Below are 20,669 nucleotides of genomic sequence, written 5' to 3' on the forward strand. Positions count from 1 at the left end.
CGGGCATTCCCCCGGATAGGCTGGCAGTGTGAGCGAGTCTAGGGGAGGGCGTGGCGGGGCATCTTGATTTGCATCAAGCCTGGGTCAGTGGCCCATCAGCCAGTGCTGGTGCGGCCCCGGCAGGGTCCAGATACCGAACAGGATCACCAGTAATCCCCCGGCCATGCGCACGCTGCGTTTGCGCAACAGTGCCGTGACCCGCTCGGCCGCGAGGCCGGTCGCCAGCAATACCGGCCATGTGCCGAGCCCGAAGGCGAGCATCAACAATGCGCTGTCGAACGCATTGCCCTGACTGGCCGACCACAGCAACGTGCTGTAAACCAGCCCGCAGGGCAACCAGCCCCACAACGCGCCGAGCAACAGGGCCCGGGGCAGGCTCGACACCGGCAGCAAGCGGTTGGCCACCGGTTGAATGTAGCGCCACAGTCCGCGCCCGAGGCTTTCGATGCGGGTCAGACCGCTCCACCAGCCCGCCAGGTACAAGCCCATGGCGATCAGTAGTAACCCGGCGAGCACGCGCATGAACAACGCCGCAGGGCTGTTGGCCACGGCCCATCCGGCCAATCCGATCAGCAATCCGGCCGTGGCATAACTGAGGATTCGCCCCAGGTTGTAGGCCAGCAGCAATCGAAAGCGTCGGCTGCGTTGTTCCTTGGGAATCGCCAGGGTCAGCGCGCCCATCAGGCCGCCGCACATACCCAGGCAATGCCCGCCACCGAGCAGGCCGAGAATCAACGCAGACACCAACAGCGGCGCCAGTTCAAGCATGGGGCGGCGCCTTGTCGTCCGGTCTGGTCGGGTTGGCTTCGTCCACCGCGGCGGTGTGGTTCGGGTCCTGGTCATCGAACAGGATGCTGTGGGCCGGGCCGTCGAGGTCGTCGTACTGGCCGCTGTCCACCGCCCAGAAGAAGATGTAGACGGCGATAGCCACGATCAGTAGCGCGGCCGGGATCATCACGTAGAGAGCTGGCATCTGTACTCCATGCCCGCGCGGCTCAGGCCGGCAGCGGGCGGGTTTCTGACGTGGCGTTGACGGTCGGCGCACTCGGCAGGCGAGTCAGGCGCAAGGCGTTGAGCACCACGGTCAGCGAACTGATCGACATGCCGACGGCGGCCCACACCGGAGTGATCCAGCCGAGGGCGGCGAACGGCAACATGAGGCCATTGTACAGCGCGGCCCACAACAGGTTCTCGATGATTACCCGGCGTGTGCGGCGGGCAAGCGAAAAGGCTTGCACCAACGCGTCGAGACGATTGGACAGCAGCACCGCGTCGGCACTGGTTTTCGCCAGATCAGTGGCCGAGCCCATGGCCACGCTGATGTCGGCAGCGGCCAGCACTGGCACGTCGTTGACCCCGTCACCGAGCATCAATACCTTGCGGCCGTTATTGTGCAGTTGTTGCAACACTTGCAGCTTGTCGTCCGGGCGCAGGCCGCCCCGGGCCTCGTCGATGCCCAGTTCGGCAGCGACACTGGCGACCATCGGCGAGCTGTCGCCCGACAGCAGCAGCGTGTGCCAGCCGCGCGCCTTGCACGCGGCGAGCAGGGCAGGGGCGTCGGCGCGCAGGCGATCATCAAGGACAAACCACGCCAGCGGCCCTTTGCTGTCGCCGAGCAACAACCATTGGCCCGGTTCGTCGGGCATAGAGGGCACAGGCGCACCGCTGAGGTCACAGACAAAATCCGCCTGGCCAATGCGCAATCGCTGTTCGCCGACCAAGCCTTCAAGCCCGACTCCCGGCGTGCTGTGAACCTCTTCGGCGGCCAGCGGCGCCCGGCCGAAAGCCCGGGCAATCGGGTGTTCGGAGCGGTTCTCCAGCGCGGCGGCCAGGCTCAGGCAATGATCGCTGTCGACAGCGCCGAGCGGGCGGATCGAACGCAGTACCAGACGTCCCTCGGTGAGGGTGCCGGTCTTGTCGAAAATCACGGTGTCGATCTGGTTCAGGCCTTCCAGCACATGGCCGCGCGTGAGCAACAGGCCAAGTTTGTGCAGGGTGCCGGTGGCGGCGGTGAGCGCGGTCGGTGTCGCCAGTGACAACGCGCACGGGCAAGTGGCGACCAACATGGCGAGGACGATCCAGAACGCCCGCGAAGAATCCAGTTCCCACCACAGCAGGCCGATGGCGGCTGCCGCGATCAACGACAGCAGCAGAAACCATTGCGCGGCACGGTCGGCGATTTCCGCCAGTCGTGGTTTCTCCGCCTGGGCGCGATCCAGCAGGCGAACGATGGCCGACAGCCGCGTGTCCTGACCCAGCGCCTGCACTTCGACGGTCAGCGCACCTTCCACGTTCAGCGTGCCGGCGGTGACCGCATCGCCCAGTGTGCGCGGCTGTGGCAGGTATTCGCCGGTCAGCAGCGATTCATCAATACTCGACTGGCCGTCGAGGATCTTGCCGTCCGCCGGCAGCACAGAACCCGGTTGCACCAGCACCCGGTCACCGAGGCGCAGTTCGCTTAGCAGGATGCGTTCGCTCTGGCCGGCGGCGTCGAGGCGCAGGCACGAGGCGGGCAACAGATTGACCAGTTGCGCGGTGGCGGCAGCGGTGCGTTCCCGGGCGCGGCGTTCCAGATAGCGCCCGGCCAACAGGAACAGGGCGAACATGCCCACCGCATCGAAATACAGCTCGCCGACTCCGGTGATCGACGTCCAGATCCCGGCGACATAAGCCGCTCCGATCGCCAGCGATACCGAAACGTCCATGGTCAGGTGGCGAGTGCGCAAGTCGCGCATGGCGCCTTTGAAAAACGGTGCGCAGCTGTAGAACACGATCGGCGTGGTGAGGAACAGCGCGACCCAGCGCAGGATGGTGTGCAACTCCGGGCTGAGATCGATGTTGAATTCCGGCCAGGTGGCCATGGTCGCCATCATCGCCTGAAACCACAGCAGTCCGGCGACGCCGAGTTGGCGCAAGGCGAGGCGGTTTTCGCTGGCCAGTTGTTCGCTGGCACGGTCGGCCTGATACGGGTGCGCCGCGTAGCCTATGTGGCGCAGTTCGCCGAGGATCTGGCTCAGCGGCAACTGAGCGTCAGCCCAGCGCACATGCAGGCGATGATTGGACAGGTTCAGCCGCGCCTCGGCCACGGCGGGCAGGGTGCGCAAGTGTTTCTCGATCAGCCAGCCGCACGCGGCGCAACTGATGCCCTCCATCAACAACGTGGTCTCAGCCAGTTCACCTTCGTGACGGACGAAGGGTTGCTGCACGTCGGCGCGGTCATACAGCGCCAGTTCGTCCACCAGTTGCACCGGCAGTGCTTCAGGGTTGGCCGAGGCTTCGCTGCGGTGCTGGTAATAACTGTCCAGCCCGCCGGCGACGATGGCTTCGGCCACGGCTTGGCAACCCGGGCAGCAGAACTCGCGGGACTCCCCGAGCACGACAGCGGTGAAGCGGCTGCCCGCCGGAACGGGCAGGGCGCAGTGGTAGCAGGGGAGTGGGGTGGTCATCAGGAGAGTTGCTTACTTGTCCAGGTCTTCCGCGCCTTGCAGCGGTTCGTCACCGAGCAGCAGATCCTTGTCATGGCTGACCACTTCTTCCTCGAACATGCGCCACACCTGGTCACCTTGCGATCCGAGCAACTCAACAAAACGACGGCCTTCAACCTTGTCGTTCACCTGGCCAATGTAACGACCCTGCTCGGTTTCACTGCGGGTCAGGACAATCTTGCGATCCTTGTCTGGCTGGGTCGGCGAGATAAGGTTCAGTTCCAGGGTTTTCGGCTGGCTGTCGCCGCTCAGGCGCAGGTCGACTTCCCCGGTGATGTCGTCCAGATGAACGTTGGCGCGCATCTTCAGGTTCTGCGCCAGCAGTTCGCGATCCAGCGAGCGGTTGATGCCCTTGCCCGCCTCGTAGTAGTTGTCGTTGACCAGATTGTCCGGGTTGTTCACCGCAATGGTCACCATGGACAGCGTCAGGGTCACCGAGCAAGCGAGGATCCCGATGATGATCCACGGCCAGAGATGCTTGTACCAAGGGCTTGCGGCGTTTGCTGCGGGCATGTTCAGTTCTCTCAACGATTTTGTGGGCCGATGAACCGGCTCTTGGCTTCTACGTGGACGCTGTCGTCATCGGCATCCTTGAGGATGAATTTTACCTCGTTGGTGCTCGACGGCAGTTGTTCGGGCGCGCTCGACAACTCGACCGGCATGTTGAAGATTTCCCCGGCCGGTACCTTGATCTCGCGCTTGCCTTGCAGGCGCAGATCCGGCAGCCCGGCGGCTTCCAGCAAGTAGGTGTGGTCGCGCTGATCCTTGTTCATGATCTTCAGGCTGTAGACGTTTTCGATCCGGCCTTCCGCGTTTTCACGGTACAGCACGCGGTCCTTGCTGACATCGAAACCCACCAGCGAACGCATGAAGAATGCCGTCACCAAGAGACTGATCATCGCCAGCAGCACCACGGCATAGCCGATCAGGCGTGGACGCAGTTTATGGGTCTTCTGGCCGGACAGGTTGTGTTCGGTGGTGTAGCTGATCAGCCCGCGCGGGTAATCCATCTTGTCCATGATGCTGTCGCAGGCGTCGATGCAGGCGGCGCAACCGATGCACTCGATCTGCAGGCCATCGCGAATGTCGATGCCGGTCGGGCAGACCTGGACGCACATGGTGCAATCGATGCAGTCGCCCAGGCCCTGAGCCTTGTAGTCGACGCCTTTCTTGCGCGGGCCACGGCTTTCGCCGCGACGCGGATCATAGGAAACGATCAGGGTGTCCTTGTCGAACATCACGCTCTGGAAGCGCGCATACGGGCACATGTAGATGCATACCTGCTCACGCAACCAACCGGCGTTGCCGTACGTGGCGAGGGTGAAGAAACCGACCCAGAAATACGACCAGCCATCGGCCTGGCCTGTGAAGAAGTCGAACACCAGTTCACGGATCGGCGAGAAGTAGCCGACGAAGGTCATGCCGGTGACGAAACCGATCAGCAGCCACATGGCGTGCTTGGCGAACTTGCGCAGGAACTTGTTGGCACTCATTGGCGCCTTGTCGAGCTTGATGCGCTGGTTGCGGTCGCCTTCGGTGACCTTCTCGCACCACATGAAAATCCACGTCCACACGCTTTGCGGGCAGGTGTAGCCACACCAGACCCGGCCGGCATACACCGTGATGAAGAACAGGCCGAACGCGGCAATGATCAGCAGGCCCGAAAGCAGAATGAAATCCTGTGGCCAGAACGTGGCGCCGAAAATGAAGAACTTGCGCTCCGGCAGGTTCCACCACACGGCCTGGTGGCCGCCCCAGTTCAACCACACCGTACCGAAATACAGCAGGAACAGTGCCGTGCCGCCCATCATCCGCAGATTGCGGAACAGGCCGGTGAAAGCACGGGTGTAGATTTTTTCTCGAGAGGCGTAAAGGTCAACGCTGTTGTTCGCGTTCTTGTTGGGGGGCGTGACGTCGTGTACCGGAATCTGATTACTCATCATTGCATCCCACGGCAGTGGAAAAATGCCTCGGTCGATACGTGCCGGCCGGGGTCAGAAAGGGTGTTGCAGTGGCGCAATGATACGCCTGTGATGCCGACGAACGGGTGCGACCTTTGGTCGCGTTGGGGAAAAATCTTGAATGGTGTAGCGAATGTCGCAAAGCATGATGCAGATCAATTGACTATAGACGATCTCTGATCCTGCTTTCGCGAACGGCTCCCCGGATTGTGCCGACGTCACGTCAGCTTTCCACCACCAAGACTGTCCAGCCTGCTGTTTTGATTCTTCCCGGTACGTTCGACGGATTTCGTGTCGTCGTTGTGGTCTTTTGCTGGCGTATCTCCAACATCCCGATAGCCATAAGTGAAATCATCACGGGGCTGCACACAGTCGTGATCGGATTCTCGCATCGGTTTTCGTCCTTGAAATGAGTAGGTCGTTTGTCAGGCAGAGGAGCAAGCTACAGGGCACATCATTGATCGTCCATCGAGCATTCGTCTCAAATCATGAAGTGGCTGGAATGCAAAACGGCCCCGCCAGTTTTCACTGACGGGGCCGTTTTTTGCTTCAAGCGTCGGCCTTACTGAGCCTCGGCTTCCGGTGCTTTTTCACCATGGGACAGGCTGTAAACATACGCTGCCAACAGGTGAACCTTGTCGTTGCCTTGCAGTTGTTCCTGAGCAGGCATCTGGCCCTGACGGCCGTAACGGATGGTCTGCTGCAGTTGCGCGAAGCTCGAACCGTAGATGAACGCGGCCGGGTGGGTCAGGTTAGGGGCGCCCATTGCCGGGGTGCCTTTGCCTTCCGGACCGTGGCAGGCCACGCAGTTGGCCGCAAACAGTTTCTGGCCGTTGGCCGGATCTGCCTTGGTGCCTTCCGGCAGCTTGCGACCATCGAGGTTGGTCAGCACGAACGCAGCCACGTCGGCCACGCCTTGCTCACCGATCACTTCCGCCCAGGCCGGCATTACCGCGTGACGACCGCCCATGATGGTGGTCTTGATGGTTTCCGGCTCGCCGCCCCAGCGCCAGTCGGCGTCGGTCAGGTTAGGGAAACCATAAGCGCCCTTGGCGTCGGAGCCGTGGCAGACCGAGCAGTTGGAGGCGAACAGACGGCCACCCATCTTCAGGGCTTGCGGATCCTTCGCCACTTCCTCGATCGGCATGGCCGCGAACTTGGCGAAGATCGGACCGAACTTGGCGTCCGAGCGAGCCATTTCCTTTTCCCACTCGTGAACGCCAGTCCAGCCGGTCTGGCCGTTGGCGAACGGGGTCTGCTTTTCGTTATCGAGGTAGTTGTAGCCCGGCAGCAGACCTTTCCAGCTGCCCAGGCCCGGGTACAGCACCAGATAACCCAGAGCGAAGACGATGGTGCCCACGAACAGCATGAACCACCATTTCGGCAGCGGGTTGTCGTACTCCTCGATCCCGTCGAAGGAGTGGCCGACCGTCTCGTCGGTCTGCTCGGCGCGCTGACCCTTGCGGGTCGACAGCAACAGCCAGGTCAGGGAAAAGATCGTACCGAGACTGAGGACTGTGACGTACAGACTCCAGAATGTAGTCATTCTTTGTTACTCCTAGAAGCTTGCTCGACGTGCTTGATGGCTTCGGGATCATCCGCGAAGGGCAGCAAGGTCGCGTCTTCAAACTCCGACTTGCGCTTGGGGCTGAACACCCACAACGCCAGGCCGATGAAGGCAACCATCACGACAACGGTGCCCAGGCCTCGAATCATCCCGATATCCATTAAGAATCACCGTTTGCTTTTGATGATGGTGCCCAGGCCTTGCAGATAGGCCACCAGCGCGTCCATTTCGGTTTTACCCTTCACAGCGTCTTTTGCACCGGCAATGTCTTCGTCGGTGTAAGGGACGCCGAGCGTGCGCAACACTTCCATTTTCTTGGCCGTGTCTTTGCCGTCGAGCTTGTTTTCCACGAGGAACGGGTAAGCCGGCATTTTCGATTCAGGCACGACGTTGCGCGGGTTGTACAAGTGCGCACGCTGCCAGTCATCGGAGTAACGACCGCCGACACGGGCCAGGTCAGGACCGGTACGTTTGGAACCCCACAGGAACGGGTGATCCCAGACGCTTTCACCAGCGACCGAGTAGTGGCCGTAGCGTTCGGTTTCGGCACGGAACGGACGGATCATCTGCGAGTGGCAGCCGACACAGCCGTTGGCGATGTAAACGTCGCGGCCTTCCAGTTCAAGGGCGGTGCGCGGCTTCATGCCTTCGACCGGCTTGTTGGTGACGTCCTGGAAAAACAGCGGAACGATTTGGGTCAGGCCACCGACGCTGACGGCGATGACCATGAAGAAGGCCAGCAGGCCAATATTCTTCTCGACAGCTTCATGCTTCATCAGTGAGCTCCAACTACGGCGATCTTGGCGGCGGCTTCAGCTTCAGCCGGGTCCGAGGCGCGAACGGTGCGCCACACGTTGTAGGCCATCAACAGCATGCCGCTGGCGAAGAACGCACCGCCCAGGGCACGGACGATGTAGCCAGGGTGGCTGGCCTGCAGCGCTTCGACGAACGAGTAGGTGAGGGTGCCGTCGTCGTTGATTGCACGCCACATCAGGCCTTGAGTGATGCCGTTTACCCACATCGAAGCGATGTAGAGCACGGTGCCGATGGTCGCGAGCCAGAAGTGCGCGTTGATCAGACCCACGCTGTGCATCTGCGCGCGGCCGAACAGTTTCGGGATCATGTGGTAGATCGCGCCGATCGAGATCATTGCCACCCAGCCGAGCGCGCCGGCGTGTACGTGGCCGATGGTCCAGTCGGTGTAGTGCGAGAGCGAGTTGACGGTCTTGATCGCCATCATCGGACCTTCGAAGGTCGACATGCCGTAGAACGCCAGGGAGACCACGAGGAAGCGCAGGATCGGGTCGGTGCGCAGCTTATGCCAGGCGCCCGAGAGCGTCATCATGCCGTTGATCATGCCGCCCCAGCTCGGTGCCAGCAGGATGATCGACATCGCCATGCCCAGCGATTGCGCCCAGTCCGGCAGAGCGGTGTAGTGCAGGTGGTGCGGGCCGGCCCAGATGTACAGGGTGATCAGTGCCCAGAAGTGCACGATCGACAGGCGATAGGAGTAGATCGGACGTTCGGCCTGTTTCGGCACGAAGTAGTACATCATCCCCAGGAAGCCGGTGGTCAGGAAGAAACCCACGGCGTTGTGGCCGTACCACCACTGGATCATCGCGTCGGTCGCACCGGCGTAGGCCGAGTAGGACTTGAAGAAGCTGACCGGCAGAGAGGCGTGGTTGACGATGTGCAGCATCGCGGTCACGACGATGAACGCGCCGTAGAACCAGTTACCGACGTAGATGTGTTTGGTCTTGCGCTTGGTGATGGTGCCGAAGAACACCAGACCGTAGGTGACCCAGACAATGGCCAGCAGAATGGCGAGAGGCCACTCCAGCTCCGCGTATTCCTTGGTGGTGGTGTAACCCAGCGGCAAGGTAATGATCGCGCCGACGATGACCGCTTGCCATCCCCAGAAGGTGAAGGCCGCGAGGCTGTCGGAAATCAGTCGCGTCTGGCAGGTTCGCTGCACGACATAGTAGGAAGTGGCAAACAGTGCACAACCACCGAAGGCGAAAATCACCAGGTTTGTGTGCAACGGGCGCAAGCGTCCAAAGCTCGTCCACGGCAGACCGAAGTTCAACTCCGGCCAGACCAGTTGCGAGGCAATGAAGACACCGAGCCCCATGCCAAGGATCCCCCAGACCACCGTCATGATGGCGAACTGGCGGACTACCTTATAGTTATAAGCAGTCGGACTGATTGCTGTGCTCATTCTAAGGTTCCACGGTTTGGGTGTTTTATTAGGATTAAAATCGGCCGCAAGTATGTAGAAAGCAGGGGGTCAATGCAACGCGCCATGACCTGGGTCAATGCTTTCCAACGCTGATTCTGCGGCCTTTCCATGCGCCGCGTAAGGACAAAATTGCCCTCGGGCAAAATGTCGCAGCGGACGAAAAAAGCGAGGGGTCCCGGTCGGATGTAACGGGGTGTGTTCGAACGCTCGGTTCGGGTGACGGACGGTAATCGGCACGACAGCCGGTATCTACCGGCCTTTGCGGCCATGTCACTCAGCCGATTCGTTCAACGCCTCGCTCAGGGTCGACCTGGAACCGGCACGGGCCAGTCCGCATCGAGCAAGCGTAGACCCGAATCCGGGTAACCGAAAGGAGAGGGTGTGAAGGGGTGCGACAATGCGTCGCAAAGAGGCTGGAAACTGCCGCACTGGAAACGTGCGGCAGTGCTGTACTCAATGCTTACTGTTTTTTGTCTTCTGTAATCAGTTTTTCTGTATTCAATCCATGGCTTAAGCTGTACACATAAGCGGCAAGCAATTGCACTTTATCGTTGCCCAGCAGCTCGTTCTGAGCCGGCATGTGACCCTGACGACCATGGCGAATGGTCTGCTCAAGCTGGGTCAGGCTGGTGCCATAGATAAATCCGGCCGGGTGCGTCAGATTCGGCGCACCCATGGCTTCAGTGCCCTGGCCGGTTGCCCCATGACAGGCTACGCACATGGTGCTGAACGTCTGCTGTCCGGCTTGCAGGTCGGCCTTGTTGTCCGCCGGCAGTGGCAGCCCGGCCAGTTCGTGACGCACGTAGGCGGCGACGTTTTTCACGCCCACCTCACCGAGTGACTCGCCCCAGGCCGGCATCGCCGCGATCCGGCCACCCATGATGGTGGTCTTGATCGTCTCGGCACTGCCGCCCCAGCGCCAGTCCTGGTCGGCGAGGTTAGGGAAACCGAACGCGCCTTTGGCATCCGAGCCGTGGCACACCGAGCAGTTGGAGGCGAACAGACGGCCACCCATTTTCAGCGCCTGCGGATCCTTCGCCACTTCTTCCACCGGCATGGCGGCGAATTTGGCGAAGATCGGCCCGAACTTGGCGTCAGCCTTGCTCATTTCCTTTTCCCACTCGTGGACGCCGGTCCAGCCGTCCTCGTAGCCGGGCAGGATGCCTTTCCAGTTGCCCAGGCCCGGGTAAAGGATCAGATAGCCCACGGAAAACACCAGCGTGCCGGCGAACAGCATGAACCACCACTGCGGCAGCGGGTTGTCGTACTCCTCGATGCCGTCGAAGCTGTGGCCCATGGTCTGGTCGACGCTGCCCTTGGTCTCGCCCCGACGAGTGCCGACCAGCAGCCAGGTCAGGCCGATCAGGCTGCCGATGGTCAGTACGCAGATCCACGTACTCCAGAAGGTGGTCATGGCCGGGTACTCCTTGTTTCAGATGCTTGGGTTGGGTCGGGTTGCGGCTCGTCGGCAAACGGCAGCAGGCGCGCTTCGGCGAATTCCGGCGTGCGCTTGCGGTTGAACACCCACAGGGTCAGGCCGACGAAGGCCACGAACACCACGACCGTGCCGAGGCCGCGAATCAGCCCCGCGCTCATTTCTAAGGCCATCTCGATCACCTCTTGCTCTTGATCGCAGTGCCAAGCACTTGCAGGTAGGAGACGAGGGCGTCCATTTCAGTCTTGCCCTTGAGGCTGGCCACCGCGCCGCTGATGTCGTCGTCGGTGTATGGCACGCCGAGGGTGCGCATGACCTTGAGCTTGGTTTCGGTGTGGCTGCTGTCGACCGGTTGAGTGACCAGCCATGGGTAGGCCGGCATTTTCGATTCCGGTACGACGTTGCGCGGGTTGTACAAGTGCGCACGGTGCCAGTCATCCGAGTAGCGCGCGCCAACGCGGGCCAGGTCCGGACCGGTACGCTTGGAACCCCACAGGAACGGGTGATCCCAGACGCTTTCACCGGCCACCGAGTAGTGGCCGTAGCGTTCGGTTTCGGCGCGGAACGGACGGATCATCTGCGAGTGGCAACCGACGCAGCCTTCGCGGATGTAGATGTCGCGGCCTTCCAGTTGCAGCGCGGTGTAGGGCTTCATGCCTTCCACCGGTTTGTTGGTCACGTCCTGGAAGAACAGCGGGACGATCTGGGTCAGGCCGCCGATGCTCACGGCGAACACCATCAGCAGCATCAGCAGGCCGACGTTCTTTTCAATCGTTTCGTGTTTCATGGCGGACTCCTCAGGCCATCTGCGCGGCAGCAACGACGTCAGCAGGCTGCGAGGCCCGCACGGTGCGCCAGGTGTTGTAAGCCATCAGGAACATGCCGCTGAGGAAGATCGCCCCGCCAATCAGCCGCACGACGAAGCCTGGGTGGCTGGCCACCAGGGTTTCGACGAAGGAGTAGGTCAGCGTGCCGTCCTCGTTCACCGCACGCCACATCAGGCCCTGGGCGATGCCGTTGACCCACATCGAGGCGATGTAGAGCACGGTGCCGATGGTCGCGAGCCAGAAGTGCGCGTTGATCAGGCCGATGCTGTGCATCTGCTCTTTGCCAAACACTTTCGGGATCATGTGGTACAGCGCGCCGATCGAGATCATCGCCACCCAGCCGAGCGCGCCGGCGTGTACGTGGCCGATGGTCCAGTCGGTGTAGTGGGAGAGGGCGTTCACGGTCTTGATCGCCATCATCGGACCTTCGAAGGTCGACATGCCGTAGAACGCCAGCGACACCACGAGGAAGCGCAGGATCGGGTCGCTGCGCAACTTATGCCAGGCGCCCGACAGGGTCATCATCCCGTTGATCATGCCGCCCCAGCTCGGCGCCAGCAGAATCAGCGACATCACCATGCCCAGCGACTGCGCCCAGTCCGGCAGCGCGGTGTAGTGCAAGTGGTGGGGACCGGCCCAGATGTACAGGGTGATCAGCGCCCAGAAGTGCACGATCGACAGGCGATACGAATACACCGGACGTTCGGCCTGTTTCGGCACGAAGTAGTACATCATCCCGAGGAACCCGGCGGTGAGGAAAAAGCCTACGGCGTTGTGGCCGTACCACCATTGCACCATCGCATCGGTTGCACCGGCGTACACCGAGTAGGACTTGGTGAAGCTCACCGGCAACTCAAGGTTGTTGACGATGTGCAGGATCGCCACGGTGATGATGAACGCGCCGAAGAACCAGTTGCCCACATAAATGTGCTTGGTCTTGCGCTGCATGATCGTGCCGAAGAACACGATGGCGTAGGCGACCCAGACGATGGTGATCAGAATGTCGATCGGCCATTCCAGCTCGGCGTACTCTTTGGAGCTGGTATAACCCAGCGGCAGGCTGATGGCCGCCAATAGAATCACAAGCTGCCAGCCCCAGAAGCAGAAGGCGGCGATTTTCGGCGCAAACAATTGCGTCTGGCAGGTGCGCTGCACCGAGTAGAACGAACTGGCGAACAAGGCACAGCCACCGAACGCGAAGATCACCGCGTTGGTGTGCAACGGGCGCAGGCGTCCGAAGCTGGTCCACGGCAGGTTGAAGTTGAGTTCGGGCCAGACCAATTGAGCCGCGAGAAAAACCCCGAGGCCCATGCCGACGATGCCCCACACCACCGTCATAATGGCGAATTGGCGGACCACCTTGTAGTTGTAGGCGGTACTGATAGAAGTGTTCATGGTTCCCCATCCACGGTTCAGCCGAAGTGAGTGCGCTTGCGACAAACAGGCAGCGCGTCCTTCGCCTGGAGTTATAGGCAGACTAAAAGCGAGGCAAGCATGGACAAACAGCACAAGGCCAGTATTGACGGGGATCAATGGGCGCAGTGCCTGCGGGATCACGGGTGGCTTTGGGATGCCGCTGTTGGGGAGGCTTCGGCGACGCTCATCCTCGCGCATGGGGCGGGGGCACCGATGGACAGTGAGTGGATGACGGATGTGGCTGGGCGCCTTGCTGGGCTTGGGGTGAATGTGTTGCGGTTTGAGTTTCCTTATATGGCGCAGCGGCGGGTTGATGGGGTTAAGCGACCGCCGAATCCTGCGCCGAAGTTGCTGGAATGTTGGCGTGAGGTTTATGGCTTGGTGCGACTTCATGTCGCTGGTTCACTGGCGATTGGTGGGAAGTCCATGGGGGGGCGGATGGCCAGTCTGCTTGCCGATGAGCTTGGCGCGGATGCGTTGGTTTGTCTGGGGTATCCGTTTTATGCGGTTGGGAAACCGGAGAAGCCGCGGGTCGAACATCTGGCTTCTTTGCGGACTCGGACGTTGATTGTTCAGGGGGAACGGGATGCGCTTGGCAATCGGGACGCCGTTGAGGCTTACGATCTATCGCCGAGTATTGAGGTGTTTTGGTTGGCCTCTGGGGATCATGATTTGAAGCCGCTCAAGGTTTCCGGGTTTACGCATGAGCAGTATTTGGCTTCGGCGGCGGAGAAGGTTGCCGGGTTTCTTTGTTGAGGCTTTCTGGGGGGGCATATCCGTTGCTGCGGTAACGGCTGCTTAGGGTTTCGCCCTTACGGCGACTCACTTTTTTGACAAACGCCTCAAAAAAGTAAGCAAAAAAAGGCTTGCTCCTACGTTCGGCCCGCTCGCTGAGGCTCGGGGTTCCTTCGCTCCGGGATTCATCCGGGGGGCATCGCCTACGGTTTGCTTCGCTGCACCTCCTCTCGATGTGTTTGGCTTCGCCAAACGGTCGCTGCGCTCCCACCCCCGGATAAATCCCTCCACTCAGCCTTCCGACGTCGCCCGTGGATCAAGATCAAAAGCGGTACTCGAGCTAACGCTCATCGTTTTGAGTGGTGAGAAGCGGATGGGAGCTGCTTTCGTTTTCTGTGGGAGCCAGCCTGCTGGCGATGGCGGCCTACGAGCCGACCAATCTCTTGCAGACTGCATGCGATCCCTGTGGGAGCGGGCTTGGTCCGGGCGGCGATCCGACGAAAGCGGTCTGCCACAGCACCGCAAAGGAACAGTCAAACATCCGGCTTTTTGGCGAATAAACGTAATTCTGCAAGCACGTTTAAAGTACACGAACCGTTACGCCAAAAGGGCTACAACACCTTGCGTCGTTGCCTACGCGTACGCCAGAATCCGCCGGCTTACGCGGCTATGGGGTGGGCTATATCGTTTCCCTGTCACTGAAAAACAGTGATCGGGTTTGGTAGCCCGTCTGTAATAGCTGTATGGCAACACCGTATGCCGTCCCTTTTGGGGGCTCTGTTTTATGGTGGTCATGCGTGGGGCTCATTCGTGAGCGCCGGGTTCCTATTGCAGCCGGTCTACCAACCCGCGTATGGCCGCCACCCATCGTTTGGTAGCGTGGGTGATGGCTCCTTGAAGTCTGCGATAGGAATTACATCTATGTTCAAAGCCACACCCAACCCGCCAGAAACCGATCCAACCTCCAACGACCCCGAGCTTGAGTCCCAAAAGACAAAAGAAGCCGCCGACCGCGCACTCGACTTTTATCTCGGCCCTGAAATCCCGAAGTACTTCCCACCCAAGGCCCGTCCGATCTACATGGTCGATCCCACGCTCGATGACGAAACGCTGCTCGTCGAAGCCAGCGAATCGCTGTCGTCAGCCAACGCCATGGCCGGCAATATCGCCAACTCGGTGAAAGGCCCGGAACGCAAACCGCTGCTGGCGCTGCAACAACTGATCATGTTGAATGAGCTGCTGGTGAATCGGTTGCTGGACAGGCTTCGTTTGCCGCAGTAGTCGTCAATCGCCGTAAATAACAAACAAAAAACCCCGGAAGCTTTCGCTGTCCGGGGTTTCTTTATTGCCAGAACAATCAGCGGTTAAACCGCTCCACCAACGAATACTGCGTGTTGGCAGTCTTGGTCAGCTCTTCACTCAGCAACGCCGAGTTATGCGCCTGTTCCGAGGTCTGGTCCGCCAGTTCCGAGATGTTGCTGATGTTGCGGCTGATTTCTTCAGCCACGGCACTTTGCTCTTCGGTCGCGGCGGCGATCTGGGTGGTCATGTCGGTGATGTTGGCCACCGCTTCGCTGATGCCCACCAACGCCTGATCCGCTTCCAGCACCCGCGCCACACCTTCTTCCGCCTGGCGATGGCCGGCTTCCATGGTTTGTACGGCGCTGGAGGCAGTCTGTTGCAGCTTGGCGATCAGGGCGTGGATCTGGCCGGTGGATTCGCTGGTGCGTTGCGCCAGTTGGCGGACTTCGTCGGCCACCACGGCAAAACCGCGGCCCATTTCGCCAGCGCGGGCGGCTTCAATTGCAGCGTTGAGCGCCAGCAGGTTGGTCTGGTCGGCGATGCCTTTGATCACATCGACCACGCCGCCGATTTCGTCGCTGTCCTTGGCCAGTTGGGTTACGGTCAGGCCGGTTTCGCCGACGACGACCGACAGGCGCTGGATGGCTTCGCGGGTTTCGCCGGCGATGTCGCGGCCGCGACCGGTCAGGCGATTGGCTTCCTGGGTGGCGTCGGCGGTGCGTTGAACGTGGCTCGCCACTTCTTGCGTGGTGGCGGCCATCTGGTTGACGGCGGTGGCGACCTGTTCGGTTTCCACGCGCTGACGTTCCAGACCGCTGGAGCTGTTGTGCGCCAGGGCGTCGGACTGCTTGGCCTGATCGGTCAGGTGCTCGGCGGTGTCCTGCAGACGGGTCAGGCAGGTTTTCAGGCGGGCTTCCTGGCTGAGGATCGACATCTCCAGACGCGCCTGGGCGCCACGGCTGTCGGTGTACATCTGCGCGATCAACGGGTCGGACGTGGTCTGCTCGGCCAGACGCAGCAGGCGCTTGAGCCCGCGTTGTTGCCATTGCAGGCCCAGCAGGCCCAGCGGCACCGACAGACCGGCAGCGAGGGCGAAGCCCCACTGCGAGTTCAGGGTGGCGCCGATCATGAAGCTCAACTGGCTGACCAGAATGAACGGCAGCCAGTCCTGCACGATCGGCAGCCATTTGTCGCTAGAAGGAATCGCCGACTTGCCCTGGTTGATGCGTTGGTAGAGCGCTTCGGCACGACGGATCTGTTCGGCGGTGGGTTTGACCCGCACCGACTCGTAACCGACCACCTGATTGCCATCGAACACCGGCGTTACATAGGCGTTCACCCAGTAATGATCACCGGTCTTGCAGCGATTCTTGACAATGCCCATCCATGGCAAGCCTTGTTTCAGTGTGCCCCACATGTGCGCAAACACCGCAGCCGGGACGTCGGGGTGACGAACCAGGTTGTGCGGCGCACGGATCAGTTCCTCACGCGAAAACCCGCTGATTTCGACGAAAGCGTCGTTGCAGTAGGTGATCACGCCCTTGGCGTCGGTCGTGGAAATCAACCGTTGCTGAGCCGGGAAAGTCCGTTCGCGTTGTGTAATGGGCTGGTTATTACGCATGGTTTTTCAATCCGCAAGGCTTTGAAAGGTTGTCGGCGGGGTCGGCGATTTGTTGAAGTTTTTTTTCATTTATCAGTACGGCGTCGCAAAACGGCCCTTGCTTCAACCCGCGAGCATCGGATAGGTGAACAGGCCGAAATGCAGCAGGTTCAGACCAAAGTGCGTGGCGATCGCGGCAGCAAGCCCGCCAAATCGGTAGGCCAGACCATAGCCGAGCCCCGCCAGACCTGCCAGCAACACCCATTGCCAGCCGGCGCCCACATGCACCAGACCGAACAGCAGGGACGCGAGCAGCAGCGCGAGGTTTTCGCCGTAAGGCAGGTGTTTGAAACGCCGGCTGAGGCCGCCCTGTATATAGCCACGAAACAGCGCTTCTTCGACCAGCGTCACCAGCAGCAGATTGTTCAGCACCCACAGCCACGCTTGGTCGGGCCATTTCGGCGCCCAGGTGATCATGCCCAGCAACACCGCGCCGCCCAACGCCAGAATCACGCTCAACGTCAGTGCCAGTGCGGTGGCGTACACGGTCAGGCGCAACGAGCGCCGCGCGACAATCCATGGGCAGACCAGCAGCAGCCAGAAGCCAATCAGTGGTTTGTCGAGATTCAGGTACATCGAGAACGGCACGGCGTTGTCGGTGAAGCGTTGCGCCGGGATGGCCCGGCCGTTATAGAAGCCCGGCAGCCAGTGCATGGCCAACGCCACGGCCAGCACGATAAACAGGCCATGGCCGAGATAACGCCCGACCGGCACGGTTTGCTGGCGCACGGCGTAACCGGCGAAAACCAGCAGTGCAATGGAGATCAGCGCCAGCCAGCCGAGCTGGCCGAAACTCAGCGCCAATCCGTAACCAAGGCTGAGAAGCCCGAGATAGAGCCATGGCAGAGCTGTCATGGAAAGTCCTTGTGCACGATTTGTGGACAGGCTTTCTACACGGGTGGGGGCGAGGGGACAAGTGAAGGTGTAGGGGAAAACCGGGACGCGGGCCCTGTGGGTTGATCCCCACAGGGCCTGTGCTGCGCACGAATCAGCGCAGATTGAGCTTCGCCGCCGCGCGCTCGGTGATTTCCCGGCGCAGTTTCAGCGAAGGCGCCGCACGCTTGCGCGCCTCATCGACAATCCCGCTCGGCGCAGTGTCCGGGCTGCCCGAATCAAACGGCGGCGCCGGCGCATATTCCAGCTGCAACTGCACCAATTGCGCCGTATCGACGCCGACCAGTTCCTGCGCCAGGGTCAGGGCAAAATCGATCCCGGCGGTGATACCGCCCCCGGTAAACAGATTGCCGTCACGCACCACCCGATCCTTCACCGCAATTGCGCCCAGTGTTGGCAGCAGATCGTGATAAGCCCAATGCGTGGTCGCGCGCTTGCCTCGCAGCAGGCCCGCCGCGCCGAGTACCAGCGAACCGGTGCACACCGACGTCACGTAACGCGCCTGCGCGGCTTGCGCCTTGATGAACGCCAGCGTCTGCTCATCTTCCATCAACGCCCCGACCCCGGCGCCGCCGGGTACGCAGATCACTTCCAGATCCGGGCAATCCTCAAAGGTGGTGGTCGGTTTCAGCAGCAGCCCGGTGCTGGAAGTCACCGGCACCAGATCCTTCCAGACCAGATGCACCTGCACGTCCGGCAGCGAGGCCAGCACGTCATACGGGCCGGTCAGGTCGAGTTGCTGCACCTGGGGAAACAACAGAAAACCGATCTGCAACGCCATGATTCTTCTCCGTGAAAAGGGGGTAGACGGCTTCACTGTAGGCGCGTAGGTTTTGGCGCATACGCCAATCAGCCCTCGAATTACGCCAAATGCTGAAAACCATCCACGTACTCGCGTTCGCCAATGTGCAATTGCTCGATGTCACCGGGCCTTTGCAGGTATTCGCCTCGGCCAACGACATTGCCCGCCAGCAGAGTTTGCCTGCGCCCTATGCGCCAACGGTCATTGCCAGTGGCGGCGGGGTGGTGAACTCTTCGGCAGGGTTGGCGATGCTGGTCGAACCGCTGCCGGAACAGGCCAGCGATACCCTGATCATCGCCGGAGGCTGGGGTGTGTATGCGGCCTCCGAAGATGTCGAGTTGGTCAGTTGGGTGCGTGAACATGCCAACGGATGCCGGCGCGTGGCCTCGGTCTGCACCGGCGCATTTCTGCTGGCGGCCAGCGGCTGGCTCGACGGCCGCCGGGTCGTCACCCACTGGACCCGCTGCGAGCAACTGGCACAGAAACACCCGCGCTTGCAGGTCGAGCCCAATCCGATCTTCATCAATGACGGCCCGGTCTGGACCTCGGCGGGTGTCACCGCCGGCATCGACCTGGCGCTGGCCATGGTCGAAGACGACCTCGGTCGCGACATGGCCCTGGACGTCGCCCGGCAACTGGTGGTGTTCCTCAAGCGACCGGGCGGGCAGTCGCAATTCAGCGTGACGCTGTCACTGCAAAAACAGGGCAACCGCTTCGACGACCTGCACGCGTGGATCGCCGAACACCTGACCTGCGATCTGGGCATCCCGACCCTCGCCGAACAGGCCGGTATGAGCGAACGCAGTTTCGTGCGCCACTACCGCGCCGACACCGGCCAGACCCCGGCCCGCGCCATCGAACTGATCCGCGTCGAAACCGCCCGCCGGTTGCTGAGCGATACGGGTTTGCCGATCAAACGGGTCGCGGCCAATTGTGGATTTGGCAGTGAAGAAACCCTGAGACGCAGTTTCCTGCGGGCCATGGGCGTGACGCCGCAGGCGTATCGGGAGCGGTTTTCGGTCAGCGCCGGAGCAGATCCAGTAATGCCTTGAGCGTTTCGGCCGGCGCTTCCTCGGGAATGTTATGCCCGACACCGGCCAACACCCGCCGCTCGTAAAACCCTGTGAAGTGGTGCGCATCTTCATCGTCTACCGGCGCCGGTCCGACGCCATCATCCGCACCGCACAGCGAAATCGTCGGAACACTGATCGCCGGTTGTTTCTCCAGCGCCTGCTCCATCCCTTCCAGCGCCTGATCGCCCGGCGCATACATGAAACGATGGCGATAAGAGTGAATCACCACCTCGACGAAATCCGGATTGTCGAAAGCCGGTGCGCTCAGCGGATAGCGCTCGGCGTTCCGCGCCCAGGTCGGTGACCACAACTGCCACAGCAACTCGCACAGCGCCCGTCGATTCTGCGTAAGCCCTTCAACGCCACGGGGCGTGTGGAAGTAATACTGATACCAGAAGCGATGCTCGGTCTCGGGATCCAGCGGCTGGATCGAATGCGGAATGTCTTGCAGGTTGTAGCCATCGCCCGTCACCAACCCGCGCACCCGCTCCGGGAACAACGCCGCCACAATGCACGCCGCCCGACCACCCCAGTCGTAACCGCACAACGTCGCTTGCTCGATACCCAGTGCGTCCATCAGATCCAGCAGATCCTGAGCCAGCGCCGCTTGTTGGCCGGAGCGCAGCGTGTCCGGGCTGTTGAAGCGGGTCGGGCCGTAACCGCGCAAGTACGGCACGATCACCCGGTAACCCTCGGCGGCGAGAGGCGGGGCGATTTCGTCGTAGGCGCGGGGGGAGTAGGGGAAGCCGTGAAGCAGGATGACCGGCGTGCCGTTTTCCGGGCCGTGATGCTCATAGGCGATGGTCAGACTTTCAGTCTTGCAAAACTGCATCACGGCTTGGGTCATACGGGATTCCTCAAGTTTCAGCGTCCGCCACCTGATTGAAATACTTGCTGCGATCCGGCGTAAACGTCACCACCATTTTCGTCCGCGAACAGGTCATGACCCGTTCGGCACCCAGATCGATATCCAGATCTTCCCCGCGCAACCCCTGCCACTGGGCCAGGTACTTCAGCGATCCGTACTTTTCATTCTTCTTCAGGCTGCGACTCACGCCACCTTTCCAGCCCAGCACCGGCAGTTCATCGGCGCTGCAGCGCTGGGCCAGGTCGGGGAAGCGGGCGGCGCGCTGGCGGCCGATTTCCCAACATTTGATCAGGCCCTTGTCGGCGGCTTCCCACAGTTCGTCGCGGGTCAGGCCCGTACGCAGGGGGGAATCGATGGGGCGGTGGATGCGTTGGCTCATTCTGGTTCCTTGAATCGGGTTTTTAT

22 protein-coding genes are annotated in these 20,669 nt (G+C 61.3%); 3 read left to right on the top strand and 19 right to left on the bottom strand.

The annotated features are described in order from the left end of the window. Nucleotides 1-84 precede the first annotated feature (84 nt). The 14 genes from CAF87_RS17880 to ccoN (CAF87_RS17940) all read right to left on the bottom strand — a co-directional run bounded on the left by CAF87_RS17880 (nt 85) and on the right by ccoN (CAF87_RS17940) (nt 12,909). Nucleotides 85-768, bottom strand: coding sequence for a sulfite exporter TauE/SafE family protein (locus CAF87_RS17880; protein WP_085711936.1), 684 nt, complete (start codon nt 766-768; stop codon nt 85-87). Then, nucleotides 761-973 (bottom strand): cbb3-type cytochrome oxidase assembly protein CcoS, encoded by a 213-nt coding sequence (gene ccoS / locus CAF87_RS17885; RefSeq protein ID WP_085732420.1) that lies wholly within the window; start codon nt 971-973, stop codon nt 761-763. Before ccoS ends, CAF87_RS17880 begins: the two co-directional genes overlap by 8 nt. A gap of 22 nt (nt 974-995) precedes the next feature. Beyond that, nucleotides 996-3,446 (bottom strand): heavy metal translocating P-type ATPase, encoded by a 2,451-nt coding sequence (locus tag CAF87_RS17890; RefSeq protein WP_085732421.1) that lies wholly within the window; start codon nt 3,444-3,446, stop codon nt 996-998. 12 nt (nt 3,447-3,458) lie between these two features. Next, complete coding sequence (locus tag CAF87_RS17895; RefSeq protein WP_085732422.1) at nt 3,459-3,998, bottom strand: FixH family protein; 540 nt, start codon at nt 3,996-3,998, stop codon at nt 3,459-3,461. 11 nt (nt 3,999-4,009) lie between these two features. Continuing rightward, on the bottom strand, nt 4,010-5,425 hold the full coding sequence (gene ccoG, locus CAF87_RS17900) for a cytochrome c oxidase accessory protein CcoG (protein WP_085732423.1): 1,416 nt from the start codon (nt 5,423-5,425) through the stop codon (nt 4,010-4,012). Between the two features lie 239 nt (nt 5,426-5,664). Beyond that, nucleotides 5,665-5,838 carry a hypothetical protein gene (locus CAF87_RS29330; RefSeq protein WP_170929628.1) on the bottom strand — a complete coding sequence of 58 codons (174 nt, stop codon included), beginning with the start codon at nt 5,836-5,838 and terminating at the stop codon, nt 5,665-5,667. A gap of 170 nt (nt 5,839-6,008) precedes the next feature. After that, on the bottom strand, nt 6,009-6,992 hold the full coding sequence (gene ccoP, locus CAF87_RS17905) for a cytochrome-c oxidase, cbb3-type subunit III (protein ID WP_065259705.1): 984 nt from the start codon (nt 6,990-6,992) through the stop codon (nt 6,009-6,011). Next, on the bottom strand, nt 6,989-7,174 hold the full coding sequence (locus CAF87_RS17910) for a CcoQ/FixQ family Cbb3-type cytochrome c oxidase assembly chaperone (protein ID WP_003175465.1): 186 nt from the start codon (nt 7,172-7,174) through the stop codon (nt 6,989-6,991). Before CAF87_RS17910 ends, ccoP (CAF87_RS17905) begins: the two co-directional genes overlap by 4 nt. 6 nt (nt 7,175-7,180) lie before the next feature. Then, nucleotides 7,181-7,789 (bottom strand): cytochrome-c oxidase, cbb3-type subunit II, encoded by a 609-nt coding sequence (gene ccoO / locus CAF87_RS17915; protein WP_007905434.1) that lies wholly within the window; start codon nt 7,787-7,789, stop codon nt 7,181-7,183. Then, nucleotides 7,789-9,231, bottom strand: a complete 1,443-nt coding sequence (gene ccoN, locus CAF87_RS17920) for a cytochrome-c oxidase, cbb3-type subunit I (RefSeq protein WP_085732424.1) — start codon at nt 9,229-9,231, stop codon at nt 7,789-7,791. Before ccoN (CAF87_RS17920) ends, ccoO (CAF87_RS17915) begins: the two co-directional genes overlap by 1 nt. A gap of 481 nt (nt 9,232-9,712) precedes the next feature. Beyond that, nucleotides 9,713-10,666, bottom strand: coding sequence for a cytochrome-c oxidase, cbb3-type subunit III (gene ccoP / locus CAF87_RS17925; protein ID WP_085732425.1), 954 nt, complete (start codon nt 10,664-10,666; stop codon nt 9,713-9,715). Beyond that, nucleotides 10,663-10,860 (bottom strand): cbb3-type cytochrome c oxidase subunit 3, encoded by a 198-nt coding sequence (locus CAF87_RS17930; RefSeq protein ID WP_085690240.1) that lies wholly within the window; start codon nt 10,858-10,860, stop codon nt 10,663-10,665. Before CAF87_RS17930 ends, ccoP (CAF87_RS17925) begins: the two co-directional genes overlap by 4 nt. Nucleotides 10,861-10,865: 5 nt before the next feature. Next, nucleotides 10,866-11,474: a cytochrome-c oxidase, cbb3-type subunit II gene (gene ccoO / locus CAF87_RS17935; RefSeq protein WP_007960355.1), complete on the bottom strand. Its 609-nt coding sequence runs from the start codon at nt 11,472-11,474 to the stop codon at nt 10,866-10,868. Between the two features lie 10 nt (nt 11,475-11,484). Further along, a complete protein-coding gene (gene ccoN / locus CAF87_RS17940; protein WP_007969190.1) occupies nt 11,485-12,909 on the bottom strand; it encodes a cytochrome-c oxidase, cbb3-type subunit I in 1,425 nt (474 codons plus the stop codon). A gap of 99 nt (nt 12,910-13,008) precedes the next feature. Here ccoN (CAF87_RS17940) and CAF87_RS17945 point away from each other — a divergent pair, with 99 nt between their 5' ends. Together CAF87_RS17945 and CAF87_RS17950 are read left to right on the top strand one after the other, a co-directional pair. After that, nucleotides 13,009-13,686, top strand: a complete 678-nt coding sequence (locus CAF87_RS17945) for an alpha/beta family hydrolase (RefSeq protein WP_085732426.1) — start codon at nt 13,009-13,011, stop codon at nt 13,684-13,686. A 900-nt stretch (nt 13,687-14,586) separates the two neighbouring features. After that, nucleotides 14,587-14,946, top strand: a complete 360-nt coding sequence (locus tag CAF87_RS17950; RefSeq protein WP_085732427.1) for a DUF6124 family protein — start codon at nt 14,587-14,589, stop codon at nt 14,944-14,946. Between the two features lie 76 nt (nt 14,947-15,022). Here the strand turns inward: CAF87_RS17950 and CAF87_RS17955 are convergent, their stop codons facing one another. The 3 genes from CAF87_RS17955 to inhA form a co-directional block, all read right to left on the bottom strand. After that, nucleotides 15,023-16,588, bottom strand: coding sequence for a PAS domain-containing methyl-accepting chemotaxis protein (locus CAF87_RS17955; protein ID WP_085732428.1), 1,566 nt, complete (start codon nt 16,586-16,588; stop codon nt 15,023-15,025). A gap of 102 nt (nt 16,589-16,690) precedes the next feature. Beyond that, nucleotides 16,691-17,482: a CPBP family intramembrane glutamic endopeptidase gene (locus CAF87_RS17960; protein WP_085732429.1), complete on the bottom strand. Its 792-nt coding sequence runs from the start codon at nt 17,480-17,482 to the stop codon at nt 16,691-16,693. A 133-nt stretch (nt 17,483-17,615) separates the two neighbouring features. After that, on the bottom strand, nt 17,616-18,302 hold the full coding sequence (gene inhA, locus CAF87_RS17965) for an isonitrile hydratase (protein ID WP_085732430.1): 687 nt from the start codon (nt 18,300-18,302) through the stop codon (nt 17,616-17,618). Between the two features lie 89 nt (nt 18,303-18,391). On the opposite strand from inhA, the gene CAF87_RS17970 reads away from it, so the two are divergent. Next, nucleotides 18,392-19,375, top strand: coding sequence for a GlxA family transcriptional regulator (locus CAF87_RS17970; RefSeq protein WP_085732431.1), 984 nt, complete (start codon nt 18,392-18,394; stop codon nt 19,373-19,375). Here CAF87_RS17970 and CAF87_RS17975 read toward each other — a convergent pair. Both CAF87_RS17975 and CAF87_RS17980 read right to left on the bottom strand, forming a co-directional pair. Beyond that, nucleotides 19,344-20,243: an alpha/beta fold hydrolase gene (locus CAF87_RS17975; RefSeq protein ID WP_085732432.1), complete on the bottom strand. Its 900-nt coding sequence runs from the start codon at nt 20,241-20,243 to the stop codon at nt 19,344-19,346. The genes CAF87_RS17970 and CAF87_RS17975 overlap by 32 nt on opposite strands. Nucleotides 20,244-20,253: 10 nt before the next feature. Continuing rightward, nucleotides 20,254-20,643, bottom strand: a complete 390-nt coding sequence (locus CAF87_RS17980; protein WP_085732433.1) for a hypothetical protein — start codon at nt 20,641-20,643, stop codon at nt 20,254-20,256. Between the last annotated feature and the right edge of the window lie 26 nt (nt 20,644-20,669).

It is taken from the genome of Pseudomonas sp. R38(2017), from assembly GCF_002112395.1.
Classification (GTDB): domain Bacteria; phylum Pseudomonadota; class Gammaproteobacteria; order Pseudomonadales; family Pseudomonadaceae; genus Aquipseudomonas.